General features: G+C 70.4%; 28 protein-coding genes. 17 read left to right on the forward strand and 11 right to left on the reverse strand.

Going from position 1 to position 24082, the window contains the following annotated elements:
* The first annotated feature begins 8 nt into the window (after nucleotides 1-8).
* Nucleotides 9-458 (forward strand): hypothetical protein, encoded by a 450-nt coding sequence (locus KOD61_RS09245; protein WP_215218407.1) that lies wholly within the window; start codon nucleotides 9-11, stop codon nucleotides 456-458.
* Nucleotides 459-489: 31 nt separating this feature from the next.
* Here KOD61_RS09245 and KOD61_RS09250 read toward each other — a convergent pair whose 3' ends face one another.
* The 3 genes from KOD61_RS09250 to KOD61_RS09260 form a co-directional block, all read right to left on the reverse strand.
* Nucleotides 490-1347 carry a pirin family protein gene (locus tag KOD61_RS09250; protein WP_215220357.1) on the reverse strand — a complete coding sequence of 286 codons (858 nt, stop codon included), beginning with the start codon at nucleotides 1345-1347 and terminating at the stop codon, nucleotides 490-492.
* Between the two features lie 133 nt (nucleotides 1348-1480).
* Nucleotides 1481-3637: a bifunctional 23S rRNA (guanine(2069)-N(7))-methyltransferase RlmK/23S rRNA (guanine(2445)-N(2))-methyltransferase RlmL gene (gene rlmKL, locus KOD61_RS09255; RefSeq protein WP_215218408.1), complete on the reverse strand. Its 2157-nt coding sequence runs from the start codon at nucleotides 3635-3637 to the stop codon at nucleotides 1481-1483.
* Between the two features lies 1 nt (nucleotide 3638).
* Entirely contained in the window at nucleotides 3639-4163 is a 525-nt protein-coding gene (locus tag KOD61_RS09260) for an alpha/beta family hydrolase (RefSeq protein WP_215218409.1), read from the reverse strand.
* A 117-nt stretch (nucleotides 4164-4280) separates the two neighbouring features.
* Here KOD61_RS09260 and KOD61_RS09265 point away from each other — a divergent pair, with 117 nt between their 5' ends.
* From KOD61_RS09265 to KOD61_RS09285, 5 genes are all read left to right on the forward strand, one after another.
* Nucleotides 4281-4856, forward strand: a complete 576-nt coding sequence (locus KOD61_RS09265; protein ID WP_215218410.1) for an N-acetylmuramoyl-L-alanine amidase — start codon at nucleotides 4281-4283, stop codon at nucleotides 4854-4856.
* 89 nt (nucleotides 4857-4945) lie between these two features.
* Complete coding sequence (tesB, locus tag KOD61_RS09270; protein WP_215218411.1) at nucleotides 4946-5842, forward strand: acyl-CoA thioesterase II; 897 nt, start codon at nucleotides 4946-4948, stop codon at nucleotides 5840-5842.
* Between the two features lie 2 nt (nucleotides 5843-5844).
* A complete protein-coding gene (locus KOD61_RS09275) occupies nucleotides 5845-6702 on the forward strand; it encodes a hypothetical protein (protein ID WP_215218412.1) in 858 nt (285 codons plus the stop codon).
* Between the two features lie 183 nt (nucleotides 6703-6885).
* The gene (locus tag KOD61_RS09280; RefSeq protein ID WP_215220358.1) at nucleotides 6886-8007 is read left to right on the forward strand and encodes an RNA polymerase sigma factor; all 1122 of its coding nucleotides are present in this window, start codon (nucleotides 6886-6888) and stop codon (nucleotides 8005-8007) included.
* Between the two features lie 5 nt (nucleotides 8008-8012).
* Entirely contained in the window at nucleotides 8013-8219 is a 207-nt protein-coding gene (locus KOD61_RS09285) for a hypothetical protein (RefSeq protein WP_215218413.1), read from the forward strand.
* A gap of 57 nt (nucleotides 8220-8276) precedes the next feature.
* Here KOD61_RS09285 and KOD61_RS09290 read toward each other — a convergent pair whose 3' ends face one another.
* Complete coding sequence (locus tag KOD61_RS09290; RefSeq protein ID WP_215218414.1) at nucleotides 8277-8948, reverse strand: EF-hand domain-containing protein; 672 nt, start codon at nucleotides 8946-8948, stop codon at nucleotides 8277-8279.
* A 130-nt stretch (nucleotides 8949-9078) separates the two neighbouring features.
* Here KOD61_RS09290 and KOD61_RS09295 point away from each other — a divergent pair, with 130 nt between their 5' ends.
* Complete coding sequence (locus KOD61_RS09295) at nucleotides 9079-9822, forward strand: arginyltransferase (RefSeq protein ID WP_215218415.1); 744 nt, start codon at nucleotides 9079-9081, stop codon at nucleotides 9820-9822.
* A gap of 17 nt (nucleotides 9823-9839) precedes the next feature.
* On the forward strand, nucleotides 9840-11075 hold the full coding sequence (locus KOD61_RS09300) for an endonuclease/exonuclease/phosphatase family protein (protein WP_407074589.1): 1236 nt from the start codon (nucleotides 9840-9842) through the stop codon (nucleotides 11073-11075).
* Nucleotides 11076-11327: 252 nt separating this feature from the next.
* Here KOD61_RS09300 and KOD61_RS09305 read toward each other — a convergent pair whose 3' ends face one another.
* Both KOD61_RS09305 and purT read right to left on the reverse strand, forming a co-directional pair.
* A complete protein-coding gene (locus KOD61_RS09305; protein WP_215218416.1) occupies nucleotides 11328-11762 on the reverse strand; it encodes a hypothetical protein in 435 nt (144 codons plus the stop codon).
* Between the two features lie 26 nt (nucleotides 11763-11788).
* Nucleotides 11789-12988 carry a formate-dependent phosphoribosylglycinamide formyltransferase gene (gene purT, locus KOD61_RS09310; protein WP_215218417.1) on the reverse strand — a complete coding sequence of 400 codons (1200 nt, stop codon included), beginning with the start codon at nucleotides 12986-12988 and terminating at the stop codon, nucleotides 11789-11791.
* A gap of 127 nt (nucleotides 12989-13115) precedes the next feature.
* Between purT and KOD61_RS09315 the strand changes: the two genes are divergently transcribed.
* The 7 genes from KOD61_RS09315 to KOD61_RS09345 all read left to right on the forward strand — a co-directional run bounded on the left by KOD61_RS09315 (nucleotide 13116) and on the right by KOD61_RS09345 (nucleotide 18122).
* Complete coding sequence (locus KOD61_RS09315) at nucleotides 13116-14075, forward strand: SdiA-regulated/phytase-like domain-containing protein (RefSeq protein WP_215218418.1); 960 nt, start codon at nucleotides 13116-13118, stop codon at nucleotides 14073-14075.
* 64 nt (nucleotides 14076-14139) lie between these two features.
* Nucleotides 14140-15003: an SPFH domain-containing protein gene (locus tag KOD61_RS09320; protein ID WP_215218419.1), complete on the forward strand. Its 864-nt coding sequence runs from the start codon at nucleotides 14140-14142 to the stop codon at nucleotides 15001-15003.
* Nucleotides 15004-15189, forward strand: coding sequence for an Arc family DNA binding domain-containing protein (locus tag KOD61_RS09325; RefSeq protein WP_215218420.1), 186 nt, complete (start codon nucleotides 15004-15006; stop codon nucleotides 15187-15189). It begins immediately after the preceding gene.
* Nucleotides 15186-15365, forward strand: coding sequence for a DUF4177 domain-containing protein (locus KOD61_RS09330; protein WP_215218421.1), 180 nt, complete (start codon nucleotides 15186-15188; stop codon nucleotides 15363-15365). Before KOD61_RS09325 ends, KOD61_RS09330 begins: the two co-directional genes overlap by 4 nt.
* A gap of 1 nt (nucleotide 15366) precedes the next feature.
* Nucleotides 15367-16722, forward strand: coding sequence for an alpha/beta hydrolase (locus tag KOD61_RS09335; RefSeq protein ID WP_251370564.1), 1356 nt, complete (start codon nucleotides 15367-15369; stop codon nucleotides 16720-16722).
* Nucleotides 16719-17297, forward strand: a complete 579-nt coding sequence (locus KOD61_RS09340) for a PH domain-containing protein (protein ID WP_215218422.1) — start codon at nucleotides 16719-16721, stop codon at nucleotides 17295-17297. The genes KOD61_RS09335 and KOD61_RS09340 overlap by 4 nt, the downstream gene beginning before the upstream one ends.
* A gap of 9 nt (nucleotides 17298-17306) precedes the next feature.
* The gene (locus KOD61_RS09345) at nucleotides 17307-18122 is read left to right on the forward strand and encodes a M15 family metallopeptidase (RefSeq protein ID WP_215218423.1); all 816 of its coding nucleotides are present in this window, start codon (nucleotides 17307-17309) and stop codon (nucleotides 18120-18122) included.
* 9 nt (nucleotides 18123-18131) lie between these two features.
* Here KOD61_RS09345 and KOD61_RS09350 read toward each other — a convergent pair whose 3' ends face one another.
* From KOD61_RS09350 to KOD61_RS09370, 5 genes are all read right to left on the reverse strand, one after another.
* A complete protein-coding gene (locus tag KOD61_RS09350; RefSeq protein ID WP_215218424.1) occupies nucleotides 18132-18803 on the reverse strand; it encodes a DNA-3-methyladenine glycosylase family protein in 672 nt (223 codons plus the stop codon).
* 2 nt (nucleotides 18804-18805) lie between these two features.
* A complete protein-coding gene (locus KOD61_RS09355; RefSeq protein WP_215218425.1) occupies nucleotides 18806-19189 on the reverse strand; it encodes a DUF423 domain-containing protein in 384 nt (127 codons plus the stop codon).
* A 102-nt stretch (nucleotides 19190-19291) separates the two neighbouring features.
* A complete protein-coding gene (locus tag KOD61_RS09360) occupies nucleotides 19292-20494 on the reverse strand; it encodes a polyketide cyclase (protein ID WP_215218426.1) in 1203 nt (400 codons plus the stop codon).
* A 148-nt stretch (nucleotides 20495-20642) separates the two neighbouring features.
* Nucleotides 20643-21284 (reverse strand): response regulator, encoded by a 642-nt coding sequence (locus KOD61_RS09365; protein WP_215218427.1) that lies wholly within the window; start codon nucleotides 21282-21284, stop codon nucleotides 20643-20645.
* Nucleotides 21281-22477, reverse strand: a complete 1197-nt coding sequence (locus KOD61_RS09370) for a sensor histidine kinase (RefSeq protein WP_215218428.1) — start codon at nucleotides 22475-22477, stop codon at nucleotides 21281-21283. Before KOD61_RS09370 ends, KOD61_RS09365 begins: the two co-directional genes overlap by 4 nt.
* A 175-nt stretch (nucleotides 22478-22652) precedes the next feature.
* Here KOD61_RS09370 and KOD61_RS09375 point away from each other — a divergent pair, with 175 nt between their 5' ends.
* Nucleotides 22653-23261, forward strand: coding sequence for a GNAT family N-acetyltransferase (locus KOD61_RS09375; protein ID WP_215218429.1), 609 nt, complete (start codon nucleotides 22653-22655; stop codon nucleotides 23259-23261).
* Nucleotides 23258-24052 (forward strand): septum site-determining protein MinC, encoded by a 795-nt coding sequence (gene minC / locus KOD61_RS09380; protein ID WP_215218430.1) that lies wholly within the window; start codon nucleotides 23258-23260, stop codon nucleotides 24050-24052. The genes KOD61_RS09375 and minC overlap by 4 nt, the downstream gene beginning before the upstream one ends.
* Nucleotides 24053-24082 lie beyond the last annotated feature (30 nt).

Below are 24082 nucleotides of genomic sequence, written 5' to 3' on the forward strand. Positions count from 1 at the left end.
GGAATTCGATGAACAAGACGGCTCTTTGCCTGCCATTGTTGTTGCTGGCCGCCAGTGCGGCGCACGCGCAGGACGTGGCGGGCTGTCCTCAACTGCCTGCCGGCTCCGATCTGGTCTGGGAGCACCGGGCCACCGGCGATGCCGACTTCTGCCGCGCATTGCGTGCGGATGGGAGCGAAGCCTTCGGCCTCTACATCAGCCGCGAGGCGACGTTCGATCCCAAGCGCGCCAACCGGCAGGAAGCCGGCGCGATCGACGGCCGCGAAGTCCACTGGTACCGCGCCGAACTGGCCACCAAGCCGAACATCGAGGCACGCGAAACGCTGCTGAAGCTCGACGACGGCCGGGTCGCCCATGTCTGGTTGCAGGCCGCCCCGGGCGCGCCGCTGCAGCAGGCGTTCGACATGGCTTCCGGGCTGCGTTTCGGCGCCGACCGCCAAGTCGCGGCCGGCCAGTAACCGGCACGACCGCAGGCTGACGGGGCCGGTGTCAGAACCGGCCCTCCTGGTAATCCACGAACGCCTGCATCAGTTCCTGCCGGGTGTTCATCACGAACGGACCGTGCCGCGCGACCGGCTCGCGCAGTGGCCGGCCCGCTACCAGCAGCACCCGGCTGTCGGTTGCCTGCGCCTGCAGACGCACGAGCGGACCGCCTCCCAGCACCGCCAGTTGCGGCGCCTCCAGCAGGCGCGCGTCCTCGCCCGCGCCGATCGACACCGCGCCCTCGAACACGTAGGCGAACGCATTGTGTCCGTCGGGGACGGCGTATTCCCAGGCCGTGCCGGCCGCCAGCGAAATGTCCAGGTAGACCGGCTCGGTCGCCGGCTGCACGATCGGTCCGCGCACGTCGCCGATCCCGCCGGCCACGACCTTCACCGTGACACCTGCCGACGGCTGCAACTGCGGGATCCGCTCCGGTGCGAACTCCTGGTAACGCGGTTCGACCATCTTGTCGCGCGCCGGCAGGTTGACCCACAGCTGGAAGCCACGCATCCGGCCGGACTCCTGCTCGGGCATCTCCGAATGGACCAGCCCGCGGCCAGCCGTCATCCATTGCACGCTGCCAGGCACCAGCACGCCCTCGTTGCCGTGGTTGTCCTTGTGCCGCATGCGGCCGTCGAGCATGTAGGTCACCGTCTCGAAGCCACGGTGCGGATGGTCGGGGAAGCCGGCGAGATAATCCTCCGGCCGGTCGGTGCCGAACTCGTCGAGCATCAGGAACGGATCGAGGTCCGGCAGTTGCGGCGTGCCGATCACCCGGGTCAGGCGCACACCGGCGCCGTCGGACGCGGGCGTGCCGTGGACGGTGCGGTCCACGCGGGCGTAGCGGTCGGTCGAAGTAGCCATGGTCGGCTCCTGCAGGGTCTTGCCCACAGGATGGTGGCGGGTCTCGCGCAACGCCAGCGGCAAGGGCGCAAGCCTGTGTTCCACCGTGTGAACGATGGAACCGCCGCCAGTCGCTACCGCCCCTGAACCGCCCTCAGCGCCTGGCCAGCCGCCAACACCGGTGGATGCGGGCGTGGCGGGCGAAATCGGGCGGGATGGTGGCAGCGCTGATCTCCTCGAACCGGGCGAACTCGGCCACGGCGGCTTCGTCGAGCTTGAACCGCCGGAAATTGTTGGAGAAATACAGCACCCCGTCGGTCGACAGCCGGTCCACCGCGGCCCTCAGCAGGCGCACGTGCTCGGCCTGCACGTCGAAGTCGCCGGCGCGCTTGGAGTTGGAGAACGTCGGGGGGTCGCAGAACACCAGGTCGTACTCACCGCGGTCGGCCTCGAGCCAGGACACTGCGTCGGCCTGTACCAGCTTGTGGCGGGCACCACCAATGCCGTTTTCGGCGAGGTTGTCGGCGCACCACTGCAGGTAGGTCGCCGAGAGGTCGACGGTAGTGGTGGCTCGGGCGCGGCCGACCGCTGCCTGCACGGTGGCGGCGCCGGTGTAGCCGAACAGGTTGAGGAAGCGGGTGTCCTCGGCCTCTGCCGCAATGCGCAGGCGCAGCGGCCGGTGGTCGAGGAACAGGCCGGTGTCCAGGTAGTCGAACAGGTTGACCCGCAGCCGTGCGTCACCCTCGCGCACGACGATGAACTCGCCACGCTGGTCGAACCGGCCGTACTTGCTCCCACCTTTGCCGCGCGTCCGTGTCTTCAGTGCGACATGCTCGCGCGGGACCTGGAAGACTTCCCGCGCGGCAGCCATCAATTCGTTGAGACGGCGGCGCTGCACGGGCTCCGGGATTTCCGCCGGCGCGGCGTACTCCTGCACGTGCAGGAAGGTGCGCGGGGTGGCTTCGTCCGTGGTGTAGACGTCGATCGCCGCGGCGTACTCGGGCAGGTCGGCGTCGTAGGCGCGGAAGCAGGCGACGTCCTCGCGCTGCCGCCACGGTTTGAGCCGGCGCAGGTTCCGGCGCAGGCGGTTGGCGACCATCTGCGCGCCTTCGCCCAGCGGTGCCTGCGCCCCGGCGGGCGCCTCGCGGCGTGCGGGTGCGACCGGGTCGACCACGATCAACGTGCACTCGATCGCGCCGTTGAACAGCTGGTACTTCTTCTGGGCGCGCAGGCCGGTGGCGTGGGCCAGCTCGGCGTCGCCACACAGCAGGCTCGCACGCCAGCCGGGGACCGCGTTTCGAAGGCCGTCGCCCAGCGCGCGATACAGCGCGGGGTCGGCAGCGAGCCGGATGTCGTACGGCGGATTGCAGACCGCCAGCCCGCGTTCGGGCACCCCGTCGGCGAAGGTATCCGGAGCAAGCGAATCGACCCCGGCCACGCGCAGGTCGATCAGGCCGGCGAGCCCGGCCATGACCTCGTTGTCGCGCGCCGCGCGGGTGGCGTGCGGATCACTGTCGCGGCCGAAGAACGCTGGACGCAGCGCCGAACGGCCGGCCTCCTCGCGCGCCAGCGCTTCGCTGCGCAGTCGTGCCCACGCCGCCTCGTCGAATCCCTTCCAGCGGGTTGGCGGGAAACCGCCGTGGCGCAACAGCCCCGGCGCCACGTCGGCGGCCATCAACGCACCCTCGATCAGCAGCGTGCCGCTGCCGCACATCGGGTCCAGCAGCGCACCGCCGTCCGCGTAAACCTGCGGCCAGCGCCCGCGCAGCAGCACCGCGGCGGCGAGGTTCTCCTTCAGTGGTGCCTCACCCTGTTGCTGGCGCCAGCCACGGCGGTGCAGCGGGCCGCCACCGAGATCGATCGAGACGATCGCGCGGCCCTTGCGGACGACCAGGTTCAGGCGCAGGTCCGGGTGTTCGACGTCGACATCGGGGCGCGCGCCGGTGGCGTCGCGCATGACGTCAACGACCGCATCCTTGACCCGCTGGGCGGCGTAGCGGGCATGGGTCAGTCCGTCGCCGGATACGTGCGCATCGACCGCGATGGTGTCGCCGTCGGCGAGGTGCTCCGGCCACGGCAGCGCAGCGACGCCCGCATACAGCGCGTGCTCGTCGGGGCAGTCGAACTCGGCGATCGGCCACAGCACGCGGCTGGCCAGGCGTGACCAGAGCACCGCCTTCTGGGCGTCCACCAGCTCGCCTTCGACATTGACGCCGGCAATGGCGGCGGTGGCGCGTTTGCATCCCAGCGCGAGCAGCTCGTCTGCGAGCAGGTATTCCAGGCCCTTGCCGCAACTTGCGAAGAATTTCATGTCAGAGCGCCGCCAGCAGTTGGCCGAACGCGTCGGCGCTGGCCTGCACGTGCCGGGACAGGCGATGGCCGTCGTCGACCATCAGCAGCCGCGCGCGGCGGCTGGCCGCCCAGGCGAGCACGTCGTCGGGCCGGCACAGGTCGTCGTCCCAGCCGTGGATGATCGAGGTGGGCACCGCCGCCGCATCCAGCGGGTGTGCGGCGTCCATGCGCACCGGCGGCGCCATGAGGAACAGGCCTGCCACCTGCACCTGCAACGACACGTGTCCCGAGATCCATGCGCCCAGGCTGGAGCCGGCCAGGACCAGCGGACCGCGCGCGGCCGCGGCGCTGGCCAGACCATGCAACCGGCGGACCCGCCCGGCCACGTCACCGAGGTCGCCGGCGTCCTGCATGGCGTCCAGGTCGGTGTAGTCGGGGCGTTCGCAGGTCCAACCGAGCCGCTCGGCGGTCTCGGCCAGGGCGGTGACCTTGGTCGCGTCGGGGCCGCTCTCGAAACCGTGGGAAAGGATGCAGTGTCCGCGCATGGGGGGTCGCGCTCGGGAAAAGGTGTGGGCGGGCGTGGCCCGGACGCGCCGGGCCGGTCGCGGCAGGCGCGCGCGGCGGCCGCGGCCGTGAATGCGCGCGATGCTAGCATCCGCGCCATGTCGACCGCCCCGGACCGCCTGAAGATCCACGTCGATCCGCTGCCCTACGAGGACCGGCTGGAGCCGCGCGACCCGCTGCAGGTCGAACTGGCGGTGATCCATTGCACCGAGTTGCCCGACCTGGCGACCGCCCGCGGGTACGGCGAGCGCGTGCTCTACCCCGACAGCGGCACCGGCAACTGCGGCCATTTCTATATCGACCGCGACGGCAGCGTGCACCGCTGGGTGGCGGTCGACCGCATGGCCCACCACGTCCGCGGCCACAACCCGCGTTCGGTCGGCATCGAGCTGGTCAACACCGGCCGCTACCCCCACTGGCTCGACTCGCGACACCAGGCGATGGACGAGGCGTACCCCGAGGTGCAGATCGACGCACTGGTTGCCCTGCTGCGCCAGTTGCAGGCCGACCTGCCCGGATTGCGCCGGGTGGCCGGCCACGAGGACCTCGACACCGCGACGGTCGCGGCCACCGACGATCCGGCGCGGCAGGTGCCGCGCAAACGCGACCCGGGCCCGCTGTTTCCGTGGTCGAAGGTGCTGGCCGCGGTCGACCTCCAGCGCATCCCGCTGTAGTTGGACCGCGGCGCTGCTGGGCCGCTCCGGGAGGCCGGCCACGCCTTGACGGCCGGTATAATCGCGGCCCCTGCACCCGGCGACCGCGCATGACCTCCCCCGTTACCGAGTTGATCGACCTGCTTTCGCTCGAGCGCCTCGAGGTCAATCTGTTCCGCGGCCAGAGCCGCGACATCGGTACCAAGTACGTTTTCGGGGGCCAGGTGCTGGGACAGGCGCTGTCGGCCGCGCAGGCGACGCTGGCCGAGGCGCGCACCGCGCACTCGCTGCACGCCTACTTCCTCAAGGCCGGCGACATTGCCGCGCCGGTCGTCTACCAGGTCGACCGGACGCGTGACGGCGGCAGTTTCTCGGTGCGCCGGGTCACCGCGATCCAGCACGGCGGCCCGATCTTCTTCCTCGCCGCCTCGTTCCAGAAGGACGAGGACGGCGCCGAACACCAGCTGTCGATGCCCGAGGTGCCGCAGCCCGAGGACATCGAGCCCGGCCACGCGGTACCCGCCGACGTGATGGCGACGCTGCCCGACAAGATCCAGCGCTGGCTGTCGAAGAAGGGACCGTTCGAATTCCGTCACGTGTACCCGCGCGACGAGCTCAAGCCGCCCAAGCGACCGCCGTACCAGCAGTTCTGGTTCCGCCTCAGCGAGCGGGTCGGAGACGCTCCCGAGCTCCACCAGGCGCTGCTCGCCTACGCGTCGGATTTCCACCTGCTCGGTACCGCCACCTTTCCGCACGGCATCAGCTACTACCAGCCGAACGTGCAGATGGCTTCGCTCGACCACGCGATGTGGTTCCACCGCCCGTTCCGCGCCGACGAATGGCTGCTGTACTCGATGGACAGCCCCAGCGCGCAGGGTTCGCGCGGGCTCGCGCGTGGCCAGATCTACGACCGCGAGGGGCACCTCGTCGCCAGCACGTCCCAGGAAGGGTTGATCCGCGTGGTCAAGGACGCGGCCGCCGCGGGCCACGTCCCGGCACGGGGATAGGCATGCGCAAGGTCTTCAGCAGCCAGCGGCTCGAGAACGTCGAAGGCGTGGCCGACCTGCTGCGCGAGGCCGGCATCGAGGTGCGCATCACCGACGGCCGCTCCTACCGCGGCAACCGGCGCGGCGCCTTCAGCTACAGCGACCGCTCGGCCCCGGTTCCGGCGGTCTGGGTGGTGCGCTCCGACCAGCAGGTGCAGGCCCGTGAGCTGCTGCGCGACGCGGGCCTGATCGACAGCACCCGCAACGAAGGCAGCTACCTGCCCAGCACGTTCCACTTCCGCTCACAGCAGGAACCCGAGGGCAGGAGCACGGCGCAGAAGCGGATGTTCCGGTTCAAGGTCGGGCTGATCGTGGTCGCCGTGGCCATCGCCGGCGTGGCGATGATGCGCGGCATGGACCTGCCCACCCCGGGTGCCGCGCCGGTGCAGGAACTGGCCAACCCGCCGTTCGATGGCTCGGTCGCAGCGACGCTGCTGCCGGTGGCCCAGGCCGTGTTCGAAAGCGAACTCGGCGAGGTCGACACGCCGGTCGCCTGCCTCGGGGTCGACAACGTGGATGCGTCGATCCGATTGATCCAGTCGCTGCAGCGCGACGGGCTGACGCTGGTGCAGGCGTCGGCCTGTGTCGAGGAAGCCGACGAGGCGCGCGGCAGCTACCACCGCGGCTCGGGCAGCGAGGCGATGATCGCCCGCGTCGGCGCGTTCCGGCCGTCCGCGGCCGACCGCGGCACGATCGAGTACAGCGCCTACCACCACCGCATGTGGGCCAGCTACAAGACCCTGGAGGTCGCCCGCGTAGATGGTGCGTGGCAGGTGGTCGACGTGGTCCGCCACGTGCGCAGCCGCGGCGTGGGGTTCTGACGGCCGCCTGTCACATCCTCCGGCCGGCGTCGTCTGGACCGGCATGGACACCACATCGACCTTCCGCTCGGCCCGCGCTTACCATCGGGCCATGACCGTGCCGACTCCCAACCCCGCCGCTGCCGGCCGGAGGCGACGTTGAACGCCGTTCCGGACACCGATGGCCGGGCGCTGCCCGACCCGATGATCCAGGCATGCCTGGTCGCTGCGGCCGAAGGCGACCGCGAAGCCTACGGCCGGATCGTCGCAGCCTGCCAGAACTCGATCACCGCGATCGCACTGGCGATCGTGCGCGACGTGCCCGCCAGCGAGGACATCGCACAGGAAGCGTTCCTCAGCGCCTGGCAGAACCTGCGCCGGCTGCAGAACCCGGCCAGTTTCATGCCGTGGCTGCGGCAGATCACCCGCAACCTGGCGCGCGACCACCTGCGCGCGCGCAAGCGCTTGCCAAGCGAGGTCGCCGATGCCGACGAGGTGATCCAGGCGGCGGCCGACCCGCAACCCGACCCGCTCGGCCAGCTCGCCGGCCAGGAACGCGAGGCGGTCGCCGCCGAGCTGATCTCGGCGCTGCCCGACGACAGCCGCGAGGTCCTGCTGCTGTATTACCGCGAGGGTCAGAGTTCCCAGCAGGTCGCGTCGTTGCTGGGGCTCAGCGACGCCGCGGTGCGCAAGCGGTTGTCGCGTGCGCGCCAGAGCGTGCGTACGGACCTGCTGGCGCGCTTCGGCGAGTTCGCACGCAGCACCGCGCCTTCACTCGGCTTCACCGCCACGGTGGCCGGCGCGCTGGCCGTGGCGAGCCCGCCGGCGGCCACCGCCGCGGTGTTGGGCAGCGCGGTCGCGACCGGCGGCGCCAAGACCCTGGGCAAGATCCTGTTGGGTTCGGCCGGCAGCATCGGCCTGGCACTGGTCGCGGGCTTTGCAGGCATTTACCTGGGGCTGCGCGCGCAGCTCAAGCGCTCGATCGATGAGGCCGAGCGCGTCGCGCTGATCCGCAGCGCGGTGATCTCGGGCCTGGCCTCGGTGGCCTTCGTCGTGTCGCTGCTGTTGATCGCATGGCTCGACGACGGCTGGCTGCTGCCGGTCGCCGCGACCGCGGTGTTCATGGGTGTCGTCTTCCACCAGGCAATGGTGGTCCAGCCACGCATACTTGCCCGCCGGCACGCGCTGGAGGCGATGCAGGACCCGCTGGGTGCGGCACGCCGCCGGCGGCGCGAACGGTGGACCTGCCGGATCGGCGCCGTCACCGGCCTGGTGTTCGGCCTGGGTGGACTGCTGGTCGGGCTGGTCTCGTCGGGGCGCCTGTGAGCCGGATGCTGCTCGTTTACTGGTTCCGTCGCTGCGGCCGGGTTCTGGTCATCGTGGCGCTGATACTGGCCGCCGTGCAGTGGCTGCGCGACGGTGCGGTGGACTGGGTGGAGGTGCTCTTCTGGAGCGCCCTGCCCGCGGTCCTGTCCGCCTCGATCAACACCTGGTGGGCGCGCACGCGCGGCTGCGGGCTGCCCCGGCGCGACGACTGAAACGAAAAAACCCGCGCAGCGTGTGCTGCGCGGGTCGTGGCTTCAGACAAGCGGCTCTCAGCGGCGCCGCGGATGCGCCAGGTCGGCACGCACCAGGAAGCCGTCCCGGTCCTCGTCCATGAAGGCGAAATGCGCGGCCATGCGCGGCATCTTCGACTCGACCTCGGCCCGGCTGAGCTTGCCGTCGCCATCACTGTCGGCTTCGTTGAAGCGCTGGTCCATGCGCGCACGGTGCATGGCTGCCCGTTCGGTACGCATGCGTTCGGCCGAAGCCATCAGCTCACTGCGAACGAGATAGCCGTCGCGGTTGGTATCGATGCCGTCGAAGCGCTCGGCGAAACGCTGGCTATCAGCCACCTCGAGCTTGCTGATGCGACCGTCGGCATCGGTGTCCAGCTTGAGCACGTGCTGCATGCCGCCGTGCTCCATTCCGCCACGGCGCCCACCGCCGTGCCCGGCGCGGCGATGCTGCTTGCGGGGGTGCTCGCCGGCCTCGAGGCGACCATCGCCGTTGCGGTCCAGTGTGTCGAAGCGTTCGGCCAGGCGCGGCATCTTGGCGGCCTCGGCGCGATCGATCGCACCATCGCCGTTTGCATCGAGCTGGAGCATGCGGTGGCCGCGCTTGCCGGCATCGGCAGCCTGCACGGTGTCGGCCTGCGGCGCGGCGATGGCGGCGCCCATCACCAGGGTGGCCGCGATGGCGGCAGTCAGGTAGGTGTAACGGTTCATCGACGATCTCCAAGCCGACGCGGTGGGCGTCGTTGCGACATGGAACGCCCCGGGCGGGTGCGAGTTGACGCGGGCCGCGGTGTGTTCAGCGGGTGGACAGCGACGAGCCACGCGGCGCTATGCTCGCGCCATGGGCACCGACCCCCGCCAGGACGCCGACGACCTCCGCCTGTTCCACACCGGCGAGCACCCATGCGGTTACTGGCCCGACCGGCTGGCACGCGACCTGGTGCTGGACCCGCGCGACCCGCGCCTGCCCCACTGGTACCCGCTCGCACTGGGCTGGGGCTTCCGGCGCTCCGGCGACATCGTCTACCGCCCGCATTGCCACGGGTGCCGCGCCTGCGTTGCGGTGCGCATTCCGGTGGAGCGGTTCCGGCCCGACCGCAGCCAGCGCCGCTGTCTGGCGCGCAATGCCGATGTCGACACCCGGGTGCTACCCGCCGAGCGCACCGACGAACAACTCTCGCTGTACCGGCGCTACCTGGCCGCACGCCACCCGGGCGGCGGCATGGATGGTCACGGCGCGCGCGAGTTCGAGCAGTTCCTGATCGGACGCTGGAGCGAGGGTCGCTTCCTCGAATTGCGCGAACGCGCCACGCATCGGTTGCTGGCGGTCGCGGTGACCGACCTCACCGACGACGCGATGTCGGCGGTCTACACGTTCTACGAGCCCGACATGGCGGCCCGCGGACTGGGCACGCTCGCGATCCTGCAGCAGCTGGAATGGGCCCGTCGGGAAGGCCGGCAGCACCTGTACCTGGGCTACTGGATCGGCGGGCACCGCAAGATGGAATACAAGCGCCGGTTCCATCCCCTTGAAACATTCGACGGCCGACAATGGCGCGACCTCGACGACGGAATCCCGGCATGACGCACCACCCCGGCCGCATGGCGCAAACCTCCCCCGATTCCTTGCGCCCATGGCGGGCACTGGCCTGCCTGCTCGCGGCGGTCGCGCTTGCCGGCTGCGTCCGGGTCGCGATCCACGGAAACCCGGACCACATGACCAATGCCGCACGCCCGCCACTGCGGGTCGCCACCTACAACACCTCGCTGTACGACGAAGCTGCCGGCGGCCTGGTTGAGCGCCTGCGTGCCGGCGACGCCGACGCGCGCAAGATCGCGGCGGTGCTGCAGCGGGTGCGGCCGGACATCGTGCTGCTCAACGAGTTCGACCACGATGCCGGCGGCGTCGCGGCCGACCTGTTCCAGCGTGACTACCTCGACGTGGCCCAGCCCGGTGGAGGCGATCCCCTCCACTACCCGTACCGCTACCTCGCCCCGGTCAACACCGGCGTACCGAGCGGTTTGGATCTCGACGGCGATGGCAACGTCGGCGGCGAGCACCGCGCCCGCGGCAACGACGCGTGGGGCTACGGGCTGCATCCCGGCCAGTACGGCATGCTGGTCCTGTCGCGCCATCCCATCGACGCCACGCAGGTCCGCACCTTCCAGCACTTCCGCTGGAGCGCGCTACCCGATGCACGGCAGCCGCGCGACCCGGCGACGGGGGACACCTGGTACCCGCCATCGGTATGGGCTCAACTGCGGCTGTCGTCGAAGTCGCACTGGGACGTGCCGGTCCGCACTCCCGCCGGCGTCATCCACCTGTTGGCCGCCCATCCCACCCCGCCCGTCTTCGACGGTCCCGAGAACCGCAACGGCCTGCGCAACCACGACGAGATCCGGCTGTGGGCCGAGTACATCACCCCGCGCCCGGCACCGTGGTTGTGCGACGACCAGGGGCGCTGCGGCGGCCTGCCCGGCGACGCCCGCTTCGTGATTGCCGGCGACTACAACGCCGACCCGTTCGACGGCGACGGCGTCCCGGGCGCAATCGCCCAACTGCTGCACCACCCACGCGTCGATGCCGCATTCGTCCCGCACAGCCAGGGCGCCGTCGAGCGCGCCGCGCAGCGCGGCTTCGACCGCAGGGGTGACGTCGCCGCCCACACCGGCGACTTCGGCCCCAGGTCCGGCACCCTGCGCCTCGACTACGTGTTGCCATCAGACAACCTCAAGGTGGTCGACGGCGGCGTGTTCTGGCCCGCCGGCGACACGCCCGCTGCCACGATCATCGACGCCAGCGACCATCACCTGGTCTGGCTGGACCTCCAGCCCTGACGCGACCGGGAAGACGGGTGGAGCCTACGCGGAGGGCGCCTGGCGGGTAGGCCGGCCAGTCGCTCCCCGATACTCGCTTGGTGTCCGGCCCACGCGCCAGGCGCCGTGCAATTCCGCAGACCGCGCCCCGTTTTTGCTCTCACCGCAAGCGCCGGCGCCGTCCCACTGCGGGTACGCGGGGTCACCGCAACCAAGCGAGTATCGGGGAGCGACTTGCGATGACCCCGCGTACCCGCCCCCCAAATCTCCCCGCTACGGCTTCTTGCCAGCGCTCGCTTCGCCAGAATCGCCTTCAACCACACCTTCACCCTTGCCCCCAGCACCACCAGCCGAAGAAGCATCCCCCGAAGGCTCCACCTCCCCCTGCGCCCCGTTCCCCGGCTCTCCCGCCAACGACTGCACCGTCTCCACCGCGATCCGCGGCCCGAACCCGAACGCCTCGTCGCTGCGCGCCGAAACCACCATCCGCACCATGTTGGTCGGCACCATCAGCTCCAGCGAGATCGCCTCGCCCTTCGTCGTGCGGCCGTCCAGGGTCATCTCGACCAGCGCACCGCCCGTGTCGATCTCGCGGCACACCACGTGCGCCCCCGCCTTCCCCTCCTGCAGGTAAGGCTTGATCGCATCGCCCAGCGCTTCCAGCGCCTGCGGGAAAAAGAAGACCGCGTAACCGTTCTTGTCGTTCATCAGCACTCCAGAGTGGCGTCGCGCGCTCAGCGCAACTCGATACGCAACGCAGCGGCGGCCCGACAGGCCTTCGCGCGCGCGTCGGTGACATCGTCGCCGACCGCGAGGGTCACCGCGACCCGGCGCTGGCCCTCGACCCGCGGCTTGCCGAACAGGCGCAGCTGGGTGTCGGGCTCCACCAGCGCCCTGTCGACGCCGGAAAACACCGGTACCCCGTGCCCTTCGGCCAGCACCGCACACGATGCCGACGGCCCGCGCGAGCGGATCACCGGAATCGGCAGGCCCAGGATCGCCCGCGCGTGCAGCGCGAACTCGCTCAGGTCCTGCCCGGCCAGTGTGACCAGCCCGGTGTCATGTGGACGTGGCGACACCTCGCTGAACCAGACTTCGTCGCCACGGACAAAAAACTCCATCCCGAACACGCCCCAACCGCCCAGGTCATCGGCCACCGCGCGGGCGATCGCCTGTGCGCGCTCCAGCGCGAGCGGTGACATCGGCTGCGGCTGCCAGCTCTCGCGGTAGTCGCCGTCCCGCTGGGTGTGGCCAATCGGCTCGCAGAAGGTGGTGCCGCCGGCGTGACGCACCGTCAGCAGGGTGATCTCGTAGTCGAAGTCGACGAACCCCTCGACGATGACCCGGCCGGCGCCAGCCCGGCCACCCGATTGCGCGTACGCCCAGGCCGTGTCGATATCCGCCGCGGTCCGCACCAGCGACTGGCCCTTCCCCGACGACGACATGACTGGTTTGACCACGCACGGCAGCCCGATCCGCTCGATGGCCGCGCGGTAGTCCTCCGCCGTGTCGACGAAGTCGTACGGCGAGGTGGGCAGCCCGAGCGTCTCCGCCGCGAGCCGGCGGATGCCTTCGCGGTCCATCGTCAGCCGCGCGGCGCGCGCGGTCGGGATGACCCGCGTGCCGCGGCCGACTTCGGCGAACTCGCGCTCCAGTTCGACCAGGGTCGCGGTATGGATCGCCTCGATCTCCGGGACGATCAGGTCCGGACGCTCCGCATCGACCAGCGCGCGCACCGCGGCACCATCGAGCATGTCCAGCACGTGGCTGCGGTGCGCGACCTGCATGGCGGGCGCGTCGGCGTAGCGGTCGGCGGCGACCACCTCAACGCCGAACCGCTGCAGCTCGATCGCGACCTCCTTGCCCAGTTCCCCCGAGCCGAGCAGCAGGACGCGGAACGCGTGGGGGGACAGGGGCGTGCCGAGTGTGACCATGCGGATTCCAGTAGCGATGGCGGGACAGGATGCGCCGGCTGCGGCGCGCTGGCCGCAAGTCTAACGGTGGCGCGCACAGGCACCCGCCGGCTTCCGGCCGTGCGCGGCACCGTGCGATCCTTCGCCGATGCCTTCCCGTCCCTATTGGCCGCCTCGCGCGGGCGCCCTCGCCGCCGTCCTGTTCGCCATCGCCCTGGCCGGGTGCGGTGCCGGCGACGACGGCAATCGCGCGGCCGCGCCAACGGGCCAGGCGCGCGAGGCTCCGGGCGGGGAACTCACGGGCGTGATGCTCGACATGCAACTCAACGAGGTCAGCGGCCTTACGGCCTCGCACCTGCACGACGACGTACTGTGGCTGCACGACGACGGCGACAACCCGCCACGACTGTTCGCGGTCGACACCCGCGGCAGCCGGCTGGCGACGTTCGGCGTCGAAGGCGTGACCAAGACCGACTGGGAAGACATCGCCGGATTCGAGCTCGACGGCACCCGCTACCTGCTGATCGCCGATGTCGGCGACAACGGCGGGCTGCGCCGCACCCTGCAACTGCACGTGGTGGAGGAACCGACCGTGCTGCGCAACGCGCGCGTGCAGCCGGCGTGGTCAATCGCGTTCCGCTGGCCCGACGGCCCGCGCGATTGCGAGGCGGTGGCGGTCGACCCCGTCCGCGGCGAGGTGCTGCTGGTCTCCAAGAAGCGCGAGCCGCCCGAACTGTTCTCGCTGCCGCTCCGCCCGCCCGCGAAGGAACTGCTCACCGCGCAGCGGATCGGCACGCTCGCCGGCGTCCCCACGCCCGACGCCGAGCGCGCGGCGGCCTCGCCCCGCCGCGCACGGCTCGACGGCCAGGTCACCGCCGCCGCGGTATCGCCGGACCGCAACACACTGGCGGTGATGACCTACCGCTACCTGCTGCTGTATCCGCGCCCCGCCAACGGCAACTGGGCCGACGCCGTCGCCGGCACGCCGCGTACCAGCGAGCTGCCCTGGCTGCCACAGGCCGAGGCGCTGGGCTGGTCCCCGGACGGGCGCAGCCTGTACGCCACCGGCGAGTTCATCCCCGCCCCGCTCTACCGGATCGACCCCTGACCGGCACTTGCGCGTGATATCAATTTGATATCAACTGCTCTCAACCTCATCGAGAGTCCGCGCCATGAAAGAGAACCCCGTCCGCTCCCTGCCCGGCATCCCGATGCTGCTGGGCCTGATCGTCGCGATGCTTGTGGCCGCCGGGTTGCTCATCACCGGCGTGGGTGGCCAGCACCCCGCATCGATCATCGGTGGCATCGTCATCGGCGCGCTGTCGATCTTCTGCCTGGTCGGCCTGTACATGGTCGAACCCAACCAGTCCGCCGTGCTCAGCCTGTTCGGCAAGTACATCGGCACGGTCCACGACAACGGCCTGCGCTGGAACAACCCGTTCTTCACCAAGCGCAAGGTCTCGTTGCGGGTGCGCAACTTCGAAAGCGGCAAGCTCAAGGTCAACGAGCTGGAGGGCAGCCCGATCGAGATCGCCGCGGTGATCGTCTGGAAGGTGGTCGACTCCGCCGAGGCGGTCTTCAACGTCGACGACTACGAAAGCTTCGTCCACATCCAGTCCGAGGCCGCGCTGCGCAGCATGGCCACCAGCTACCCCTACGACCAGCACGAGGACGGCCAGGTCTCGCTGCGCAGCCACCCCAACGAGATCTCCTTGCACCTGAAGCAGCAGCTGGACGAGCGCCTGAACACGGCCGGCGTCGACGTGCTCGAGGCGCGCATCAGCCACCTGGCCTACGCCCCCGAGATCGCCCACGCGATGCTGCAGCGCCAGCAGGCCAACGCGGTCATCGCCGCGCGCACGCGGATCGTCGCCGGTGCGGTCGGCATGGTCGAGATGGCGCTGGAGGAACTGCAGAAGAACGACGTCGTGCGGCTCGACGAAGAGCGCAAGGCGGCGATGGTCAGCAACCTGCTGGTGGTGCTGTGCGCCGACCGCGGCACCCAGCCGGTGGTCAACGCGGGCAGCCTGTACTAGATGTCCGAAAAGAAGGGCTACGCGCTGCGCATCAATGCCGACGTGCTCGCCGCGGCGCAGCGCTGGGCCGACGACGAGCTGCGCAGCCTCAATGCCCAGATCGAGTACGTCCTGCGCGATGCGCTGCGCAAGGCCGGCCGATTGCCGCACACCCCCCGTCACGAAGACCCGGAAGACACGCCATGAACAAGCAATGGACCTACGAAGTGGTGGAACTGACCCCGAACATGATGGGCCCGCCGATGTCGGAGCGGATCCGCGAGGAGCTCGACCGGCTCGGCAGGCTCGGCTGGGAACTGGTCTCGACCGCGCAACTGACGCCGTTCGACCACGTCCGCCTGGTGCTCAAGAAGGAGCTCTGAGATGCCCCGTCGACTGCTCCACGCCGCGTTGGGCTCGGTGTTGCTGGCATCGACCGCGATGGTCGCTCCCGTGCAGGCCGCCCCTCCCGCCCCTGCCGCCGCGCAGGTGGATCCCGTCGCCATTGCAATCACCCTGCTCGACCGACTCGATGCCGGCGAGTACGAGGCGGTCGAGGCGGGCTTCACCGCGCAGATGGCCGAGGCCGTCCCGGCCGCGCAGCTGCGGGCAATCTGGGAGTCGCTCCCGCGCCAGGCCGGCGCTGCCACCGGGCGCGGGACCCCGCGCGTGGTCGCGCAGGAGGACATGCGGATCGTCCTCGTGCCCTTGCACCACCAGAAGGCCGAACTGGTTGCGCAGGTGGTGGTCGATGGCGACGGGCGCGTCGCCGGGCTGATGATCAAGCCCGCCCCGCCCGCGCCAGCCGAGGCACCAGCGCCGGACGCCCCGTTCGAGGAGCGCGGGTTCAGCGTCGGCGACGCCGGCCGCGCGCTCAGCGGCACCCTGGCGATGCCCAAGCACGCGAGCACGCCGGTGCCGGGGGTGGTGCTGGTGCACGGCTCGGGTCCGCAGGACCGCAACGAGACGGTCGGTGCCAACCGGCCGTTCCTGGACATTGCCCGCGCATTGGCCGCGCGCGGCATCGCGGTGCTGCGCTATGACAAGCGCACCCAGGCACGTCCACAGGATTTCGCCGGCGGTGACTACGACGTCGACGACGAAACCACCGACGATGCGGTCGCCGCGGTAGCCGCCCTCCGCGAGGTCGACGGCGTCGACCGCGACCGGGTGTTCGTACTGGGCCACAGCCAGGGCGGAATGCTGGCACCGCGCATCGCCGAAGCATCGGGCGACGTCGCCGGGCTGGTCATGCTCGCCGCCCCCGCGCGGCCGCTGCTGGACCTGCTGCCCGAGCAGAACCGCTACCTGTTTGCCGCCGACGGGGAGATCGTCCCCGCCGAACAGCAATTCCTCGACAGCCTGGACGCCTCGATCGCGCGCATCCGCAGCGGCGCGCCGATGGACGCCAGGGACACGCCGTTGGGCCTGCCGGTCGCGTACTGGCGCGGCCTCGATGCCATCGACCCCGTCGCCGACGCCCTGGCCATCGACATCCCGATCCTGCTGCTGCAGGGCGGCCGCGACTTCCAGGTCATCGATGCCGACTGGCAGCGGTGGCGCCGCGCGCTGGCCGACCGACCGGACACGTCGTTCAAGCACTACCCCGCGCTCAACCATCTGGGTATCGCCGGCCAGGGCGCGGGCACGCTGGCCGAATACGACCAGCCGGGACACGTCGACGCCGGACTGATCGACGATGTCGCCGAGTGGATCCTGTCAACGGACGCGACCGAATGACGGCGGGCCCCGCGACCGACCCCGCCATCCAGCTGCGCCCCGTATCGACCCAGTCGCGCGTGATGCTGGCCGCGCTGGTGCTCGGGCTGCCGCTGCTGTCGCTGGTGATCCTGCCGACCCTCGGCATCGCCGACCCGGGAGCGGTGGACCGCACGCCAGCGTGGGCATTGCCGGGCGCCGCAGCGTTCTGCGTCGCCCTTGCGGTCGCGCTGGACTGGGGCCTGCGACGCCACCGCATCGCACTCGACGCGAGCGCGCTCGAAGTCACGACTTCCTTCTACCGGCGCCGCATCGCGCTGGGCGACCTGCGCATCGACCAGGCCCGGGTGGCGGACCTGGACGAACGTACCGAGCTGCGGCCCGCGCTCAAGACCAACGGCACCGGTCTGCCGGGCTTCAAGAGCGGCTGGTTCCGCCTGCGGAACGGCAACAAGGCGCTGGTCGCGACGGTTGGAGGAAGGCGCGCACTGTGGCTGCCGACGCGGCTGGGGTACGACCTGCTGCTGGAACCGGTGCGTCCGCAGGCGCTGCTGGACCGCCTGCGCGAACTGGCCGCCCCGAAGCCCGGGCGCTAACCTGCGCCCATGCGTGGCCAACCCGACATCCTGGTCAACACCGCCGAGATCGAGCTCTGGCCGCACGGGCTCTTGCGCGCCCGCAGCAACCACGATGCCCGTGCCCTGGCACGCGCCCGCCACGTGCTGCGGCGCAAGCGCGACGGCCGCTACCTCGCGGCCGACCTGCCCGAGGGGTTGCTGCCACTGGTCCCGCGGCTGGCGCGCGAACCGGGGATCGACGCAGCGCTGGACGCACTCGAGTGGCACCCCGGCCACCGCCGGCCGGGCATCGAGCGCGTCGGCGAACTGCCGCTGGACCGCCTCCACGAACGGCTCGAAGCGCTTGGACTGGACGACAGCTACGGTGAGCGTACCGGCCTGGCGCTTGTCGCCGAACCGGAATGGCTGGCGCTGGCGGGGTTCGACCGGTTCCGCCGACCACTGTGGCTGCACACCGACGCTGCACGCGCCTGGCGCCACCTGCAGGCGGCGGCCGGTCGCGACGGTGTGGTGCTGGAGGCGATCTCCGGCTATCGCAGCCACGATTACCAGCTGGGGATATTCGAGCGAAAGCGCGCGCGCGGGCTCGGGATCGCTGACATCCTCGCGGTGAACGCCGCGCCCGGGTACAGCGAGCACCACTCCGGCTTCGCGCTCGACGTCGGCACCCCGGGGGAGCCACCGGCCGAGGAGACCTTCGAATCAACCCCCGCATTCGCCTGGCTGACCAACAATGCCAGCGGCTATGGCTTCACGATGAGCTACCCGCGCGACAATCCGCACGGCATCGTCTACGAACCCTGGCACTGGCACTGGGCGCCGGTCGACGCAATGGCCGACTGAGGCCCCGCCTCACTCCTGCGAGCGCTTGGTCGGCGCCTTGGCCCCCGCCGCACTGTCGGCGATCCGCCACAGATAGAAGCTGGCATAGCTGCGGTACGGCCCCCATCGCTCGCCGCGTTCGGCAAGCTGTTTCGGCGTCGGCATCGCCTCCAGGCGGTCGACCATCTGCGCGCCCTTGCGGATGCCCAGGTCGTCGACCGGCAGCACGTCCGGCCGCCCCAGCCGGAACATCAGCATCATCTCCACCGTCCAGCGGCCGATGCCGCGAACCGGCACCAGCGCGTCGATGATCGCGTCGTTGTCCATCGTCGCCATCCGCCGCAGCGACGGGATCTCGCCGCGCTCCTCGCGAGCGGACAGGTCCCGCAGCGCCAGCAACTTGTTGCCCGACACGCCGCAGCCGCGCAGGGTCGCGTCATCGCACCGGCCGAGCGTGTCGTAGTGCAGGCGCTCGCTGCCGATCGCCGCCTCCACGCGCCCCACGATGGTCGATGCGGCCTTGCCGCTGAGCTGCTGGAACAGGATCGCCCGTGCCAGCGCGTCGACCGGATCGAACGTCTTGCGCCAGCGTGGATCCGGCGCGATCGGCCCCAGCTCGCGCATCCAGCGGGCGAGCTTGCGGTCGCGGCGGGTCAAATGCGCGTGGGCGGCATCGGTGTCGAACCCGCGGGCGTGCCGCATCGTCAGTGGCCCAGCCGGTCGGCCGCCCAGCCCAGCCACGCGAAGATCATGAGGCCACCGCCGAGCGGCGCGAACACCGTCGGCGCGTCGAACAGGTGGGCCGCGACCAGGCTGCCCGAGAACAACAGGGTGCCAAGCAGCAGCCCCATCAACGCCAGCCGCGCCGACCACCGGACCGCCAGGGGCCCGAGCGCGGCCAGCGCGATGCCGTGGCCGAACGCGAACAGCGCGGCCGGCTGCAGCCGCGCCTGCGCGGCGGGGTCAACCACGTGCGCGACATAGGCCGACAGCGCCACCGCGATGGCCGCCATGACCGCGCCAGACGCCGGAAGGACCCGCAGCGAACGGGGGCTGGACGCGCGTGCGCCGGTCGGTTTCGGTGTCATGCCTGGGGCCTCGTCGGGATTGGCCGCACGATACCAGCCCCCAAAACGAAACGCGCCGCGGAAATCCGCGGCGCGTCGGGTATCACCGTGTAGCAGGGAGGTTTACTTGACCGCCCAGTAGACGACGAACTCGCCGTTCTCGGTGAAGCCGCTGTTGATGCCGTCCACCCACGCCTCGTATGGGCGCTCGACGGTCTGGTGGCCGCGGGTCATCGCCCAGCCACGCAGCGCATCGCGCACGTTCGAGAGGTTGGCCATGTGGCCCTTGAAGGGGACCATCGCGACCGGGCCGGCGGGGACTTCGACCACTTCGACCGGACCCTGTACTTCGATCTTCAGCGGACCGTTGGACGGGTACTCGGTAGCCGAGGCGAGGATCGACTTGCCGGTCACCGCCGGGGCGTTGTCGCCCTCTTCCGCGCCCTCTTCCGCGCCCTCGGCATCGGCCGCGTCATCGGTCTCGGCAGCGTCGTCATTGCCATTGCCACTGCCCGCAAGGCGGACCGGCTGGGCGACTTCGAACGCGTAGTTCTCGGAACCGAACTCGTTGGTGATGATGCGGACCGGGCCGGCCGGCTCAAGGCCGTTGGCGTCCATCACCTTGGTGATCCACTGCATGTTGTTGCGCATGGTGCGCTGCACGACGTCGTTGTTGCGCTCTACCGCCGCACCCACCACCAGCAGCGTCTGCGCCGGGCGCTCGCCCATCTGCGGCGCCATGGTCGGGTCGTCCTTGCTCAGCTCGGCGTAGTCGAAGTTCGGCACCGCGGCGAGCATGTTGCTCAGGCGCGACAGGCTGACCTTCATGTCGCCACCGAAGTTGCTGCCCACGTACATGCCGGCGTAGCGGCCGAGCAGGTTCATGCCGTAGTCGACGTCGTAGGTCTGGGTGATCTTGACGTTGCGGTTGTTGCGGCCGGTCGGCTCCAGGATGAACTTGGTGACCTTGTTCTTGCCGACCTTGTCGTCATTGATCCGGAAGGTGACGCTCTTGTTCGGGACGGCCTCGATGATCTCCCAGCTGCCCTCGCCCACTTCCTTCACGTCCGAATCGAACTCCAGGCGCGCACCGACGCCCTCTTCCGGCCCGATCAGCTTCTTGTCCATGCCCGGGTCGCGCAGCGCCAGCGTGTTCCAGTCGTCGAAACGACGGAAGCTGCTGATCGTGTCGTATACGACCGTGAGCTTGCGGTTGGTCTCAACCGAGTTCTCGATGTGGCGGCTCGACGGCAGCAGGAAGCCGACAGCGACGAAAAGCACGGCCACGATGGCCAGTGAAATCAGGATCTCGATCAGACGGGTCATTCAGGTTCTCCAGGGCCGGACCCGGGACGGGACGGGGCGCAGACCCATCATCCTAGCAAGGAAGATATGGCCAGCGCAGCCTCCCGCGATCACAAAAGGCCGGAGCCGCAAAGCCGCCCGGGGGCGACTTCTCCGGTCAAGGCCCGTCTCAGACCAGCTGGAGTTCGAAGGCCTTCAGCACGGCCCGGGTGCGGTCGCGTACGCCCAGCTTGGAGAGGATGTTGGAGACGTGGTTCTTGATGGTCCCCTCCGCCACTCCGAGCGAGTTGGCGATTTCCTTGTTGGAAAAGCCGCCGGCCATCAGCCGCAGGATCTCGGTCTCGCGCTCGGTCAACGGGTCCGGGCGGTCCAGGCTGACGAAATCGTTGCGCATGTGCTCCAGTCCCGACAGCAGCCGCTGGGTCATGGCCGGCTGGACCAGCGACCCGCCGGCGGCGACGGTCTGGATCGCCCCCACCAGCTGCTCGAGCGACACGTCCTTGAGCAGGTAGCCCTTGGCGCCGGCCTTGAGCCCGGCCAGCACCAGCTGGTCGTCGTCGAACGTGGTCAGGATGATCGTGGGCGGCAGCTGGTTGGTGCGGGCCAGGGCCTGCAGCGCCTCCAGTCCGGACATCACCGGCATCCGCATGTCCATCAGGACGACGTCGGGCCGCACCTGGGGGATCACTTCGACCGCCTGCCGGCCATCGCCCGCCTCGGCCACCACTTCGATGCCGTCGGCCAGCGACAGCAGCGAACGCACGCCCTGGCGCACCAGGGTCTGATCATCGACAAGCAGTACGCGGATCATGCAACCACTCCTTCGCTGGCGGCGGAGGCCGCCGTGGCCGGTAGCGTCAGGTGAAGGCGGAAGCCTGCCTGCGCCCGGGTTTCGATCGTCAGCTCGCCACCGTACTGCTGCAGGCGCTCGCGCATGCCGCGCAGGCCGTTGCCGGCGGTGAGTTCGTCCGCGCCGCGCCCGTCGTCGCGCGCGGTCATGTCGATCCGGCACTGCTCGCGGCGTGCGCGGATCCAGAGGTTGCGGGCGCCGGCGTGGCGCACCGCGTTGGTGATGATTTCCTGCGTGCAGCGCAGCAGCACGTGGGCGCGCTCGGGGTCGTCGAGCGTGAGCGGCGCCTCGATGTCCATGTGGATGTCGAGGCCGGGCACGTTCTCGGCCAGCGGCTGCAACGCCGCGGCCAGGTCGATGGCGCCGTCCTCGCGTAACTGGCTGACCGCCTCGCGCACATCGGTGAGCAGCAGCTTGGCCAGCGTGTGGGCCTGGCCGACGTGGTCGCGCGCGCGGCCGTCAACGAGGTGCCCCGCGACTTCCAGGTTGAGGCTCAGCGCGGTCAGGTGGTGGCCGAGCAGGTCGTGCAGCTCACGGGAGATGCGCGTGCGCTCGTTGATGCGTGCGCTCTCGGCCAGCAGCAACCGCGTCGCGCGCAGTTCGGCATTGAGCCGGCGCTGCTCCTCGCGGGCCTGGGCCTGCTGCTTGGCCACCAGCGCGGTGACGAACACCAGGCTCGAGAACCCCACGTAGGCCAGCGACTGGGCCACCGCGATCAGCAGCGGCATGCCGATGGTGACGAACACCGGCGCGATCACCAGGTTGCCGCCAATCAACCAGGCAATGCCCACCCGCAGCGACAGCAACCAGGGCAGCAGCCCGGCGACGACCATCAGGAGGATGCTGCCCAGGCCGGTGCTCGACAGGTAGCTCACGCCGATCGCGCACAGGGTGAGCACCAGCAGCAGGACGTGGGACAGCAACGTCGGCCGTTGGCTTCCCAGGTCGCGGGTGATCCACCAGTAGGCCCCGCCGAACGTCAGGTACAGCGCGACCCAGCGCGCCACCAGCAGGTCGAAAGACCCGTGCCCCTCGGCGGCGAGCACCAGCCCACCCGGGTCCAGCCACAGCTGGACCAGCCACATGCCGACCATGCCCCACGTGAAGAGACCGGCGAAACGCAGCAGTCGGCTATGGTTCAGGCGGCTCAGCATGTCCGCATGCTATCGGCATTCCCCGCCCACCGGTGCCCCCGAAAGTCATGCCTGAATGCGGGTCCGCGCATCCTGCTCGCGCGGGCCCGGCAGTCGCTCGCGCCCGCCCCCCGTGCGATAATCGCGACGCTGCGCGACCGCCGCGCGGTGCACGCAGAACCTCTTGGAGCCCGGAATGTCGATCGTCGTCCGCGACGTGCGTGAGCACGAGCTGGATTCCGTCCTTGCCCTGAACAATGCCGCCGGCCCCGCGATCCTGCCCCTGGATTCGGCCCGGTTGCGCCATTTCTACGAGACCGCCGAATACTTCCGCGTCGCCGAGCGCGACGGGACGCTGGCCGGGTTCCTGATCGGCGTCGGCAGCGATGCGGACCATGACAGCCGCAATTTCCAGTGGTTCCGCGAGCGGTATCCCCGTTTTTTCTACATCGACCGCGTGGTCGTCGCCAGCCGCCGCCGCGGCGGCGGTGTCGGCCGTGCGTTCTATGCCGACGTGCAGAGCCACGCCGAGCTGCGCTACCCGCTCGTGACCTGCGAGGTGTTCCTGGAGGGCGTGACCGACCCGGTGCTGCTGTTCCACGGCAGCTTCGGTTTCCGCGAGGTCGGCCAGCGCGTGCTGGTACGCAACGGCATGCGCGCGGCGATGCTGATGAAGGAGCTCTGCAGCTATCCCTGGGTGCGCGACACCTACGGCGGCAACCTCCCCGACGTGCCCTGGATCACCACGCGCAGCGTCCTCGAGGCGCCGCCGGCCCCCCGCTCGACCGGAACCGGCGGTCCATGAGCGCGGTCGGGATGGACTACGAACCGGCCGGCGAGCTGAAGATCGGCCAGGTCGGCATCGCCAACCTCCGCATCCGCACCCTCGACATCGACCGCCTGGCGGCGGAGATGGCGGACCGCGTGCGGCGCGCGCCCAACCTGTTCCGCCGGGCCGCCGTGGTGGTGGATTTTGGCGGCCTCTCCCAGACCCCGGATGTCGCCACCGCGCGGGCCCTGCTCGACGGCCTGCGCAAGGCCGGCGTGCTGCCGGTGGCGCTGGCATACGGGTCGAGCGACACCGAGCGCCTGGCCGAGGCGCTGGAGCTTCCGTTGCTGGCCAAGTTCCGCGCGCAGTACGAGCGTGCCGGCGACGCGCCGGAGCCCGCGCCCGCCGCCGGGGCCGCAGTCCCGCGCACCGCCTCCGCACCGCCGCGCGAAGCGCCGCGTCCACCGGCCCAGGTGGCCGCCACCGGCGCCAGCCCCGGGCTGGTCCACGCCGCGCTCGTGCGGTCGGGCCAGCAGCTGTACGCCGACAACCGCGACCTCACCATCCTGACCGCGGTCGGCGCCGGCGCCGAAGTCATCGCCGACGGTTCGGTCCACATCTACGGTCCGCTCCGCGGCCGCGCGCTTGCCGGCGCGCAGGGCAACGAGCAGGCGCGCATCTTCTGCCGCGAGTTCCATGCCGAGCTGGTCGCCATCGCCGGCCACTACAAGGTGCTCGAGGAAATCCCGAAGGACCTGCGCGGCAAGGCGGTGCAGGTCTGGCTGGAGGACGGCCAACTGCACATCGCCGCGCTGGACGCCACCTGACGCGGCAAAACGGGCATCCTGTCACGCGGG

Origin of the sequence: Lysobacter luteus (genome assembly GCF_907164845.1) — a bacterium.
Lineage (GTDB): Bacteria > Pseudomonadota > Gammaproteobacteria > Xanthomonadales > Xanthomonadaceae > Novilysobacter > Novilysobacter luteus.